The sequence below is a fragment of the Yersinia massiliensis genome (genome assembly GCF_003048255.1).
Classification (GTDB): domain Bacteria; phylum Pseudomonadota; class Gammaproteobacteria; order Enterobacterales; family Enterobacteriaceae; genus Yersinia; species Yersinia massiliensis_A.
In genome coordinates, this window is record NZ_CP028487.1 from 4,045,734 (window position 1) to 4,058,346 (window position 12,613).

Here is a 12,613-nt window from a genome sequence, read left to right on the forward strand (position 1 = left end):
GCCCTCTCCCCCGATTTCAAATGCAAGCGCGCCTTGAAATTGGTTAGGCAGAAGCGACAGAAGTGCTTATTTTTAGAGAAAGATAAATTAATTTTATACTCAAATATTTGCGTTGCAATGAATGCTTACGCTCACGCCACAGCGTCAATCACGCAGAGTAATAAAAAAAGCCAGCGGGCGACTAAACCTGCTGGCTGGTGAAAGACACCATTACTCAGAAATTTTTGGAACTCAGTATCACAGCAAGATTCACTTCACTACACAGTCATGACTTAACACGTTCAATCGCTAACATCAGAGATCACAGCGTATGCTCGGTGCGGGCGATAATATCGTCCTGTGCATCAGGCGATAACGCGGTGAAGAAGGCCGAATAACCCGCCACCCTGACCACCAGATCGCGGTAACGATCTGGATGCTGCTTGGCATCCACCAGCGTCTCGCGGGAGACGATGTTGTATTGCACGTGCCAGCCCAGATACTCCTCAAAGAAGGTGCGTAGCATCATCATCAACTTTTCGCGGTCACGAGGATTATCCAACGTGGACGGGTTCAGTTTTTGATTCAGCAACACGCCTCCCAGAATTGAGGCCGTAGGTAGCTTGGACAGCGAGTTAAACACCGCCGTTGGCCCTAAATGGTCAGTACCAGAGGCTGGGCTTGCCCCTTCTGCCAGCGGGCTATGCGCCTTGCGACCATCCGGTGTGGCCATCGTGGCCGCCCCAAAGGGCACGTTGGCAGAAATGGATGACGTCCCTGCGTAATAGGTGCCACCAATCGGGCCACGACCGAAACGGGTGTTGTGGTATTGCTTCAGTTCATCGATGTAGGTCTGATACGCCCGCACTAACAGCTGGTCGACATCATCGACATCATTGCCGTATTTCGGAGCTGAATTAATCAAATGTTGGCGAAGTTGTTCACCGTTCAGCCCTGCAAAATCATTGGCTAGTGCGGTTGCCAGTTGCTGCTGGCCAATAAGCTGTTGTTCAAACACTAGTTTGCGCACGGCGGCCAGGCTATTACCTAAGTTGGCAATCCCCACTTGCAAGCCAGAAACCCAGTCATAACGCGCCCCCCCTTGTTTGATGCTTTTACCGCGCTCAATACAATCATCCACCAGCGCTGAACAGACAATATCGTGGGCATTCTCTTCCAGCACGGTATCGACCACGCACTCTATCTCGATGGATTTGCGGGTGTAATAGCGAATCTGCTGATCCCATTGCGCCATCACTTGGTCGAAATCGGTAAAGTTACCTTTTGATAACCCCTGCTCTTGCGGCATGAAGACTTGCCCAGATGTCGCATCACGGCCTTGTTCTAACGCGGCCAACATCACACGAGCGAAGTTGATGAAACTCATGCCCGTACAGCGATAACCCCATTTCCCCCCGACGGCAGTTTCAATACAACCAATAGCCGCATAGTCGTAAGCATCCTGCGGTTCCACACCCAACTTGATAAATTCAGGAATGACGATTTCATCATTATTAAACGCTGGCATACCAAAACCACAGCGGATGACCTGTACACAAGCATCGAGGAAATCATCACTGATCCCCGCATGGTAGCGGACACTGAGGTTGGGCTGAGTGGATTTTAAGCGGCCACAGGATTCCAGCACGGCATACGAAAGCGGGTTGACGGCATCAATGGCCTTGCCCTGCACCAATTTCTGCCCGCCGATGGTGACGTTTTGATAAAGCGGGCTGCCTGCCGATGCCTTGGAGTGAGAGCCAGAACGAATCTTGTTCACTTCCAGTAATTTCAGCCAGCAACTATGCAGCATTTCAATGGCTTGTTCGCGGCTGAGGGTGTTTTCCAGCTCAACATCGCGGCGATACCACGGGTAGAGATACTGGTCGAGGCGACCAAATGATACCGAGTGGCCGTTGGATTCAATTTGCAGTATCAGTTGAATGAAATAGCACAGTTGCAACGCTTGCCAGAAACTCTGCGGTGGTTGATGAGCAATCAGGGCGCAGTTATCAGCCATACTCAACAACTCAGCGCGCCGCCATTCACGGGTTTCTTCCTCGGCCATTTGCCGCGCCACTGCGGCATAACGCTCAATATGTTCGCTCAGTGCCGCCAGCGAGATATCAATCGCTTTCAGGAATTGCTCTTTGTGCAGATCACCCCAATCGGTCAGTTGCAGGCGCTCACGGCGGCTGGCGACTTTAGCGCGCAGGCCATCCAAACCTTTCTCCAGCAACAGTGGGAAGTTCACCGCCAAATGGGCATCACCGGAAGTCATGTTGCCTTCCGCTTTGATGATACCTGTCGCCAGTAAGGCTTTCTGTTCATCGGTAAACATGCCGTAGCAGCGGTCCTGTACGGTTTGACCACGCCACCATGGGCAGATTTGATGCAATACCGCTTTGTCTTGTTCGCTGACGGAGAAACCTGCGCCTGGTCGATCGGCTAAGTCATCGATTTCACTTTCGATCCAGCCGACGGTGTACTCAGGGAAAATCGGGGCTGCACGCAATTGGCTAGCCTGATTACCGATAATCAACTCATCATTTTTGATCCACACCGTGCGCTGCTGTAAATGGTGGGCCAAGGCTAACGCACGACGAACCGGTAGCGGTTTATCCTGATGCTGCTGATAAGCCTCGGTGTAATGCTGCGCCCGCTCCGTACACACTGGCGGTTTCACAATATGAATCAGTGCGTTTTTATGCTGTTTTGTCCGTTCGCTTAGGGTTACCAAATCGAGAGTGGTCATTGCATCATCCTCTTAACATTGCGGTTAGGCCCTTGTCACGGGCATAACTTTCCGCGAAGGCCAACAAATCAGGTGAATCCAACGGGGTACTTGCGGCCAGATAGGTTTCACCCAGCAACGAATATTTATTGATCCCCAGTGTGTGATAAGGCAAAAAATGAATCTCTTTCACGCCAATCTCATCAGCAGCAAAATCGACAATCCCTTTCACCGAACGGCGGTCAGCATTGAAATCAGGGATTAATGGCACTCGCACGGTGATATTGGTGCCCGCAGCGGCTAATTGGCGAAAATTCGCCATGACTCGTTTGGCGGATCCCCCCGTCCACTGCTGGAAACGGCGCTCATCGGTGTGTTTTAAGTCCGCCAACATCAAATCAAGCCACGGCAATGAGGGCGCGATATAACGCCATGGCGTATGTAAGCAAGATTCAACAGCCGTATGAATGCCCACTTGATGGCAACGTTGCAATATTTCAGCGGCAATCTCAGGCTGCATAAAAGGTTCGCCACCGGATAAGGTCACCCCACCACCGCTACGCCGATAAAATGGCAAATCGCGCAGTAAAGTCTCCATCGTGGCATCAAGATCAATGGGGCGACCACATACCGTGAGTGCGCCACTGGGGCAGCGAAGGGTGAGCGCCTGTATATCATCTTCGGCCAATAACTGGCGCTGGATAACTAATTGATCATCAATTCGTTGGATCGCTTGCGGGCAACTTTGCTGACACAAATCGCAACCAGAAAGACAAAGGCGTGGGTCATATAGCACATCAGGTTTTGCTGATCGGCTCTCCGGATTTTGGCACCAACGACAACTGAGCGAACAGCCTTTGAGGAACACCACGCTGCGAATGCCAGGACCGTCATGGGTGGAATAACGTTGTAGATTAAAAATCATATTATCCCTCCACTTAGTGTGACTTCTTAGACGTTGCAGTGATAACCCGCTTTTCATGCACACCAGTATCTGCGTAATATAGGGAAAGAAAAATTGATGAATTTTGCCGTGGAGTTCCCCTTTTATGTCTGCCTCACGTCTGCAACAACAGTTTATTCGGCTCTGGCAACGTTTTAATGGTCAGCAAACGGAAACCACCTTGCAAGAGCTGGCAGACGTACTCAGTTGTTCACGCCGCCATGTCCGATCCTTGCTCAGCAGCATGCAGCAAGCGGGTTGGTTGAGTTGGCAAGCCGAAGCGGGCCGTGGTAAGCGTTCACAATTGACGTTTCTCTATTCTGGTTTAGCACTGCAACAACAACGGGCCGAGGAGTTACTCGAGCAGGATCATATTGATCAACTGGTGCAATTAGTTGGCGATAAAAAAGCCGTACGACAAATGCTGCTATCCCAGTTAGGACGTAGCTTCCGGCAAGGGAAACATATTCTGCGCGTGCTCTATTACCGCCCACTGCCGAACCTGTTACCCGGTACTGCCCTACGACGTTCCGAAACGCATATGGTGCGGCAGATATTTAATGGCCTAACGCGAATAAATGAGGAAAACGGGGAACTCGAACCGGACTTATCTCATCACTGGCAAGCCATGAGTCCGTTGCATTGGCGTTTTTATTTGCGGCCCGCCATCCATTTTCACCACGGCCGTGAATTGGAAATGAACGATGTCATCGCCAGTTTGACGCGCTTGATCCCGCAGCCGCTGTTTTCGCACATCACCGCTGTGCGCTCCCCCACCCCCTATGTCATTGACGTGCATCTGAGCAGCCCAGACCACTGGTTACCTTGGCTATTGGGGTGCGTTCACGCCATGATTTTGCCGCAAGAGTGGGAAAGCCAGCCGGACTTCCAGCGCCATCCTATCGGCACTGGCCCCTATTCGGTGATGCGTAATCACCACAGTCAGTTGAAAATTCAGGCCTTTGATAACTATTTTGGTTTTCGCGCACTGATTGATGAAGTGAACATCTGGGTACTGCCGGAGTTGTCCGAGGAATTAGTTTACTCTGGTGTGCAGTTGCAAGCTGACGACACCAGTAAAAATGAGCTGGAAAGCCGCTTGGAAGAAGGCTGCTATTTCTTACTGTTTGACCAACGATCGGCACAAACGAGCCAACCCGAAATCCGCCGCTGGCTTTGTGAGCTGATCACACCGGTCGCCCTACTCAGCCACGCTGACCCGTTTTATCAGCGTTACTGGTCGCCCGCTTACGGCATGCTACCGCGCTGGCACCATAACCGGTTGACCACACTAGAGCCGAAGCCCGAAGGGTTAACGGAGCTGACGCTGACGTTTTACAGTGAGCATTCTGAATTTGATGCCATCAGCCAAACACTGACCACACTGCTGGCCGCGCACGGCGTCAAATTGGTGATTCAGGTGGTCGATTATGTCAGTTGGTATCAAGGCGGTGCTGAAAGCGATATGTGGCTTGGTAGCGCCAACTTCTACCTGCCGCTGGAGTTTTCACTGTTTGCGACGCTGTATGAGTTGCCCCTGCTGCAATATTGTCTCGACGATAAACTGCATCAAGACGTGGAGTTATGGCGTAATAATACCCTTCCCATGGCGGATTGGAGTCAACGGTTGGTCAGCCAAAATCAATTCCACCCGCTCTTCCATCACTGGCTAGAATTATATGGGCAGCACAGCATGCGCGGCGTGCGCATGAACACCCTCGGCTGGTTTGATTTCAAATCCGCATGGTTTACCCCACCCGAGGCATAAACACACTTTCACCGGCCCGAATTAGTCTCTACAATAGCGCCGTCTCAACGGGGTGCGGAAAAGCTGCTGTGGTCGTGATCAGAATTTATTCTGCTTCGTTCCATTAACGCTGAAACAAAAACGTTGCGAGGGAGGTTCAGCCGGAGGCGGACAGCACAGAGAAACCGGAGCGTACTGCGAGTACGTGAGGATATCGAGTACTGCCCAACGCCGGATCAACCTCACCGCAGCAGGTTTTTTTCGCTGAGAGTAAACCCGTCGAACCTGATCCGGTTAAAACCGGCGGAGGGATTTGAGAAAAATAACGCCGCCTCACTGCGATGCCGATGTTATTCACCGCCTCAGATACCTTTGCCACCTTTATCTTAAGGAGTGCAAAGTGTTTAAACGCATGATTCCCTGCTTGTTCTTATTTTCTGTTGCCGCTGTTGCTGCCGATAAACCCACCTTGACGGTTTACACTTATGACTCCTTTGCTGCCGACTGGGGGCCAGGGCCAGCGATAAAAAAAGCCTTTGAAGCCGAATGTGATTGCCAGCTTAAATTTGTGGCGCTGGAAGACGGCGTTTCACTGCTAAACCGCCTGCGAATGGAAGGGAAGAACAGCCAAGCTGATGTGATTTTAGGCTTAGATAACAATTTGGTGCAGGCAGCGGAACAAACGGGCTTATTCGCCCCCAGCCAAGTGGATACGAGCACGCTAACACTCCCTGAACCATGGCAAAACAAAACCTTTGTTCCTTTCGACTACGGCTATTTCGCCTTTGTGTATGACAAAAACAAACTGAAAAACCCGCCAAAAAGCCTGCAAGAATTAGTTAGCAGTGATGCGCCGTGGAAAGTCATTTATCAAGATCCTCGCACCAGCACACCGGGCCTTGGTTTGATGTTGTGGATGCAAAAAGTGTATGGCGATAAAGCGCCACAGGCATGGCAACAACTGGCGAAGAAAACCGTCACTGTCACCAAAGGCTGGAGTGAGGCTTATGGCCTGTTCCTCAAAGGTGAAGGCGATTTGGTACTCAGCTATACCACCTCTCCGGCTTACCATCTGATTGAAGAGAAGAAAGATAATTATGCCGCCGCTGATTTCAGTGAAGGCCACTATCTGCAAGTGGAAGTCGCCGGTCAAGTCGCGTCCAGCAAACAGCCAGAACTGGCACAGCGCTTTATGAAATTTATCGTGACCCCCGCGTTCCAAGACCACATTCCGACCGGTAACTGGATGTATCCCGTCATCAAAATGGATCTGCCTGCTGGGTTTGAAACGCTAAACGTGCCGCAAAAAGCGTTACAGTTTGATGCTAAAGACGTGGCCGATAACCGTGGAAAATGGATTCAGGCATGGCAATCCGCCGTCAGCCGTTAATCCCCGCGTGGTTGTGGCCGGGGCTGCTCGCCGCTGCGCTGATAGTCGGTGTCGCCTTATTGGCGTTCACCGCGATTTGGCGACATGCGCCGGCAGCCGACTGGCGCAGCCTCTGGCATGACAGCTATCTGTGGCATGTGATTCGCTTTACCTTCTGGCAGGCGTTTCTCTCTGCGCTACTGTCGGTGCTACCCGCTATTTTTTTGGCGCGTGCCCTGTATCGCCGCCGCTTTCCTGGCCGCCAATTGATGCTGCGTTTATGTGCCATGACGCTGGTGTTGCCCGTGCTTGTCGCGCTATTTGGTATTTTGACGGTGTACGGCCGCCAAGGTTGGCTAGCCGGATTATTTGGCTGGATGGGGGTGGATTACCGTTTCTCCCCCTATGGTTTACAAGGCATTTTATTGGCGCATATCTTCTTTAATATGCCGCTGGCAACACGATTGCTGTTGCAGTCATTGGAAAGTATTGCTGTTGAGCAGCGACAATTAGCGGCGCAATTAGGCATGAACGGTTGGCAGCATTTCCGCTGGGTCGAATGGCCCTACCTGCGCCGCCAAATTCTGCCCACTTCCGCACTGATTTTTATGCTCTGTTTTGCCAGTTTCGCCACCGTGCTATCACTGGGTGGCGGGCCACAAGCCACCACGATCGAGCTGGCCATTTATCAGGCGCTGAGTTACGACTACGATCTCGGGCGCGCCGCACTGTTGGCGTTGATTCAACTGGGCTGCTGCTTGGGGTTAGTGATATTGAGCCAGCGGCTTAATTCCGTACTGGCGGTCGGCAATACCCACGCGCAAGTCTGGCGCAATCAGCAAGATAGCCCTTGGTCGCGCATCAGCGATACGCTGCTCATAGGTTCCGCCTTGCTATTGATGGTTCCACCGTTGTTAGCCGTCGTCATTGATGGTAGCAATCAGACGATCCTGACGGTGTTGCAACAACCGGCACTTTGGCAAGCCTTCTTCACCTCACTGACGATTGCCATTGGGGCCGGATTGCTGTGTGTGACCCTCACCATGATGTTGTTGTGGAGCAGTCGTGAGCTACAGTTACGCCATCAAATGGCTTATGGTCAGGCGCTCGAAGTGAGTGGCATGGTGATTTTGGCGATGCCGGGTATCGTGTTAGCGACCGGTTTCTTCCTGCTGCTCAACGACACGGTTGGCTTACCGCAATCCCCTTACGCGCTGGTGATCCTCACCAATGCGCTGATGGCGGTACCCTATGCCTTGAAAGTGCTGGATAACCCGATGCGGGATCTGGCTGAGCGCTACACGCCGCTGTGCTTATCACTGGATATTCGCGGCTGGCATCGGTTGCGCTATATTGAATTGAGCGCCCTGAAACGCCCATTAGCGCAAGCACTGGCCTTTGCCAGCGTGCTCTCTATTGGTGATTTTGGTGTGGTGGCGTTATTTGGCAATGAACATTTCCGCACCCTGCCATTTTATCTCTATCAACAGATAGGTTCTTACCGCAGCCACGATGGTGCGGTGACCGCCTTGCTCCTGCTGTTGCTCTGTTTCTTGCTGTTTACCCTTATTGAACGACTGCCGAGCCGCCATGCTAACGCTTGAAAAAATCACCTATCTGTATGACCACTTACCCATGCGCTTTGATGTGCGGATTCAACAGGGTGAACGGGTGGCCATCCTCGGGCCGAGTGGCGCAGGGAAAAGTACCCTGCTGAGCCTCATTGCGGGTTTTTTAGCGCCCACCAGCGGTCACATGTTACTGAACCATCAGGACCATACCGCCACCACGCCCGCCCAGCGGCCGGTGTCGATGCTGTTTCAGGAGAACAATTTATTCTCCCATCTGAGTGTGGAACAGAACATCGGGCTGGGCTTGCATCCGGGGCTGAAACTGAATCAGGAACAAAAACAATTACTGCGCCAAATTGCCCAGCAAGTGGGATTAGAGGACTGCCTCGATCGCCTGCCAGCCCAGCTTTCTGGTGGTCAACGCCAACGAGCGGCATTGGCGCGGTGTTTGGTGCGTAGCCAGCCCATCTTGCTGCTCGATGAGCCATTTTCGGCGCTAGATCCCGCGTTGCGTAATGAAATGCTGTTATTGGTTGATCAGGTGTGCCGCCAGCGACAACTCACCCTATTGATGGTGTCACACAATCTTGATGATGCCGCTCGCATCGCCGATCGTACCTTGCTGATCGTGGATGGCCGCATTTATTACGACGGCCCGACACAAGCACTGGTGAATGGCAGCGCACCCGAAGCCAAGGTACTGGGGATCGCCACCTCAAGTTTGTGATTGGGGTGAGCACGAGGCAATCAGCCAGCCAGCACCTTCCACAACAAATGACGATAAACCGGCATGATGGGTTGCATATGCAGCCAAACAAAACTGGCTATCGCCATGGCAATCGCCAATACCGTCAACCAACGCAGTCGGCCAAGAGGTAACCAACGGCTGAGACGGTCTGGGCTACGTTTACCAAAACGCCACCAGCGCCATGACAGCCAACACGCCAGCCAAATCAACAGGACAACCGTAACCAGCAGACACTTGAACATAAAGCTGTTGGCACTGGGCGGAATATCAATAGCAACACCGGCGAGAATACCGGGGAAGAAGTAAATAGGGGGCCAAGTGAGGCAACCAATCACATTGGGTAGCGCGAATTTGACCGGCGGCAGATTCAGCATCCCTGCCACCATCGGCACGATAGGCCGTGCGGGACCAATAAAGCGCCCTAGTAGCACCGTTGCCATACTGTGGTTGTGCAGCGCATGCTCGGTTTTTGCCAACAAGGATTTATGCTTTTTCAGGAACGACCAGCGGTGTAGTGGTTCTTTGAAGCGGCGACCAATAAAGTACGAGAGCCAATCCCCCGTGAGGCAACCCACCGTCGCGGCAGCCCAAGCCCAATAAAAACTCATCTCTCCACTGCCAATCAATGCCCCGACCGTCGTCATCATGACCGTACCGGGCAGTAGCATGCCCACCAGCGCTAAAGATTCGAGAAATGTCACTAACATGACGACAAATAGCGCGAAAGCCAGTGATTGTGTCAATAAATGTAATACGTAGGCTTCCATAGATTTATCCGTTTATCATAACGCTCAGTGAGTTAACAACCCTGTTTAAGGCGCGGGGGATTGTCCGGCCCTCGGCTAAATCAGTCAATCAGCAATTTCTCGCATTTGACATCAAAGCACTGCAACCTTAGCGGCAAAGCCAATGATTTTGCGGGTAGATAGATTGAGAGTAACCTATCATTGAAATAGACAATCACTGTATAAATACCCATACTAAGATAGCTTAAGATTTCAAACGATATTAATTCATTCATATACTAAAGGTAGCACTGTGGGGCAAACCCGTCAGGGCTTCCTGCTCACCCGCCACTGGCGCGATACGCAGGCAGGCACCGAAGTTGAATTCTGGTTAGCCACCGATGAAGGCCCGCAGCATGTCCGGCTGCCGGCTCAGCCATCGGTGGCCTTTATCCCGGCTGAACAACGGCAACGGGCTGAAACTCTGCTGCGTAATGAACGGCGCTGGGAACTGCGCCCCCTTGAGCTAACAGACTTCCATCAACGCCCCGTGTTGGGCCTGTATTGCAGCCAGCATCGCCAATTAATCCGCTTGGAAAAACTGCTGCGCGAAAGTGGCGTGAATGTGTATGAGGGTGATATACGCCCGCCTGAACGTTTTCTGATGGAACGCTTTATTACCGCGCCAGTCTGGTTTAGCGGTGATAACAACGGTAACGGCCCACTGCTCAATACTCAAATGAAACCCGCCGATGACTACCGGCCGACACTGAAGCTACTATCACTGGATATCGAAACCAGTGAACACGGCGAGCTTTACTGTATTGGGCTCGAGGGTTGCGGTCAGCGTCAGGTCTACATGCTCGGGCCACCCAATGGGGAGACGCAAGAGGCTGCCGCACTGGATTTCAATCTAGAGTATGTTGCCAGCCGCCCGCTATTACTGGAAAAGCTGAATCAGTGGCTGGAACAGTATGATCCCGATGCCATTATTGGTTGGAATTTGGTGCAGTTCGATTTACGGGTATTGCAAAAGCATGCAGACCGCTATCAGATCCCACTGCGCTTTGGCCGTGGTGGTAACCTGCTCGAATGGCGTGAACACGGTTTCAAGCAAGGGCATTTCTTCGCCTCTGCCGCTGGGCGGTTGATTATCGATGGCATTGAGGCACTCAAATCAGCCACTTGGAACTTCCCCTCTTTCAGCTTGGAATCGGTTTCCCAGACGTTACTGGGCGAAGGTAAAGCCAGTGATAACCCTTATCAGCGTATGGATGAGATCAATCATCGTTTTGCCCATGATAAGCCCGCGCTGGCACGTTATAACCTAAAAGACTGCGAGTTGGTGACACGGATTTTTGCCAAAACTGAGCTGCTGAGCTTTTTGCTTGAGCGCTCTACCGTCACCGGACTCGCGGCAGATCGCAGTGGTGGTTCAGTGGCGGCGTTTACTCATCTTTATCTACCACGAATGCACCGCATCGGTTATGTCGCCCCCAACTTAGGTGAGCTCCCCGAAGAGCACAGCCCCGGCGGCTTTGTAATGGATTCCCAGCCCGGTTTATATGATTCAGTGTTGGTGCTCGACTATAAAAGCCTGTACCCCTCGATTATCCGCACCTTTTTAATTGATCCGGTGGGATTAGTTGTGGGCATGCAGCAACCTGATGAGCAACATTCTGTGCCGGGTTTTCGTGGGGCTTGGTTCTCCCGCGAGAAACACTGCCTGCCTGCCATCGTTAACCAGATTTGGCAGGGAAGAGAAGCGGCTAAGCGCCAACAAAATAAGCCGCTGTCGCAAGCACTGAAGATCATTATGAACGCCTTTTATGGCGTGTTAGGCTCCAGCGGATGCCGATTTTTTGACCCGAGATTAGCGTCATCGATTACCTTGCGCGGCCATGACATCATGCGCCAAACCCGTGAGTTAATTGAAGCCCAAGGCTATCAGGTGATTTATGGCGACACTGACTCAACCTTTGTCTGGCTGAAGAATGCGCATAGCGAAGAGCAGGCATCGCACATTGGCCGAGCACTGGTTCAACACGTCAATCAATGGTGGCAAAACCATATTCGGCAAACCTATGATTTACCCTGCGCATTAGAGTTGGAATTTGAAACCCATTATCGTCGCTTTCTGATGCCTACCATTCGTGGCGCAGAACAAGGCAGTAAAAAACGCTACGCTGGCCTTATTACTACCCCCGATGGCGATAAAATGGTCTACAAAGGGCTAGAGACAGTGCGCACGGATTGGACGCCACTGGCGCAACAATTCCAACGCGAACTCTACCTGCTGATTTTTCAGCAACAGCCCTATCAGGACTATGTGCGCGATTATGTGGCGCGTACACTGAATGGCGAGTTAGATGATCAACTGATTTACCGTAAACGCCTACGTCGACGGCTGGATGACTATCAACGTAATGTGCCACCTCATGCCAGAGCAGCTCGTTTAGCCGATGAGTTCAACCGCCAGAAAGGCCGACCATTGCAATATCAAAATGGCGGTTGGATAAACTATGTGATGACTACCGCAGGCCCAGAGCCGCTGGAAACACGCCAATCCCCTATCGATTACGATCACTATCTCACCCGCCAGCTACAACCGGTTGCTGACGCTATACTTCCTTTTATGCACGATGACTTCACCACGCTGATCACGGGTCAGATGGGGTTATTTTAATCGTTATTCCGTTGTTTTAGAGGTGACGTCGCGCTCGCCTTCCATTACCATAGCGCCCTTGCCAAAATTCGCATCAATCACACTGACAAACACGATTCTATTCATCACTGT

The 12,613-nt window shown here is 51.9% G+C and carries 9 protein-coding genes; 5 read left to right on the forward strand and 4 right to left on the reverse strand.

Going from position 1 to position 12,613, the window contains the following annotated elements; all coding sequences use genetic code 11:
- Window positions 1-301: 301 nt before the first annotated feature.
- Both DA391_RS18780 and DA391_RS18785 read right to left on the reverse strand, forming a co-directional pair.
- A complete protein-coding gene (locus DA391_RS18780) occupies window positions 302-2,734 on the reverse strand; it encodes a formate C-acetyltransferase/glycerol dehydratase family glycyl radical enzyme (RefSeq protein WP_050080217.1) in 2,433 nt (810 codons plus the stop codon).
- 4 nt (window positions 2,735-2,738) lie between these two features.
- On the reverse strand, window positions 2,739-3,638 hold the full coding sequence (locus tag DA391_RS18785; protein ID WP_050080215.1) for a glycyl-radical enzyme activating protein: 900 nt from the start codon (window positions 3,636-3,638) through the stop codon (window positions 2,739-2,741).
- 124 nt (window positions 3,639-3,762) lie between these two features.
- Here DA391_RS18785 and sgrR point away from each other — a divergent pair, with 124 nt between their 5' ends.
- Entirely contained in the window at window positions 3,763-5,424 is a 1,662-nt protein-coding gene (sgrR, locus tag DA391_RS18790) for an HTH-type transcriptional regulator SgrR (RefSeq protein WP_057642527.1), read from the forward strand.
- Window positions 5,425-5,560: 136 nt separating this feature from the next.
- Here the strand turns inward: sgrR and DA391_RS24745 are convergent, their stop codons facing one another.
- Window positions 5,561-5,782 carry a hypothetical protein gene (locus tag DA391_RS24745; protein WP_430980860.1) on the reverse strand — a complete coding sequence of 74 codons (222 nt, stop codon included), beginning with the start codon at window positions 5,780-5,782 and terminating at the stop codon, window positions 5,561-5,563.
- A gap of 21 nt (window positions 5,783-5,803) precedes the next feature.
- Between DA391_RS24745 and thiB the strand changes: the two genes are divergently transcribed.
- Genes thiB through thiQ form a run of 3 tightly spaced genes read left to right on the forward strand, consistent with a single transcriptional unit; the run spans window position 5,804 to window position 9,070 of the window.
- The gene (thiB, locus tag DA391_RS18795) at window positions 5,804-6,793 is read left to right on the forward strand and encodes a thiamine ABC transporter substrate binding subunit (protein WP_050080212.1); all 990 of its coding nucleotides are present in this window, start codon (window positions 5,804-5,806) and stop codon (window positions 6,791-6,793) included.
- Window positions 6,769-8,376, forward strand: a complete 1,608-nt coding sequence (thiP, locus tag DA391_RS18800; RefSeq protein ID WP_050872497.1) for a thiamine/thiamine pyrophosphate ABC transporter permease ThiP — start codon at window positions 6,769-6,771, stop codon at window positions 8,374-8,376. The genes thiB and thiP overlap by 25 nt, the downstream gene beginning before the upstream one ends.
- Window positions 8,363-9,070: a thiamine ABC transporter ATP-binding protein ThiQ gene (gene thiQ, locus DA391_RS18805; RefSeq protein ID WP_049604824.1), complete on the forward strand. Its 708-nt coding sequence runs from the start codon at window positions 8,363-8,365 to the stop codon at window positions 9,068-9,070. Before thiP ends, thiQ begins: the two co-directional genes overlap by 14 nt.
- Before the next feature lie 20 nt (window positions 9,071-9,090).
- On the opposite strand, the gene DA391_RS18810 is transcribed toward thiQ, so the two are convergent.
- Complete coding sequence (locus DA391_RS18810; RefSeq protein ID WP_019211106.1) at window positions 9,091-9,858, reverse strand: DedA family protein; 768 nt, start codon at window positions 9,856-9,858, stop codon at window positions 9,091-9,093.
- A gap of 271 nt (window positions 9,859-10,129) precedes the next feature.
- On the opposite strand from DA391_RS18810, the gene DA391_RS18815 reads away from it, so the two are divergent.
- Window positions 10,130-12,502 carry a DNA polymerase II gene (locus DA391_RS18815; protein ID WP_108088066.1) on the forward strand — a complete coding sequence of 791 codons (2,373 nt, stop codon included), beginning with the start codon at window positions 10,130-10,132 and terminating at the stop codon, window positions 12,500-12,502.
- Window positions 12,503-12,613 lie beyond the last annotated feature (111 nt).

What these genes read in the sequence shown, in the direction of transcription:
- DA391_RS18780 (WP_050080217.1), bottom strand. Translation starts at nt 2,734, where the DNA reads ATGACCACTCTCGATTTGGTAACCCTAAGCGAACGGACAAAACAGCAT.
- DA391_RS18785 (WP_050080215.1), bottom strand. Translation starts at nt 3,638, where the DNA reads ATGATTTTTAATCTACAACGTTATTCCACCCATGACGGTCCTGGCATT.
- sgrR (WP_057642527.1), top strand. Translation starts at nt 3,763, where the DNA reads ATGTCTGCCTCACGTCTGCAACAACAGTTTATTCGGCTCTGGCAACGT.
- thiP (WP_050872497.1), top strand. Translation starts at nt 6,769, where the DNA reads ATGGCAATCCGCCGTCAGCCGTTAATCCCCGCGTGGTTGTGGCCGGGG.
- thiQ (WP_049604824.1), top strand. Translation starts at nt 8,363, where the DNA reads ATGCTAACGCTTGAAAAAATCACCTATCTGTATGACCACTTACCCATG.
- DA391_RS18810 (WP_019211106.1), bottom strand. Translation starts at nt 9,858, where the DNA reads ATGGAAGCCTACGTATTACATTTATTGACACAATCACTGGCTTTCGCG.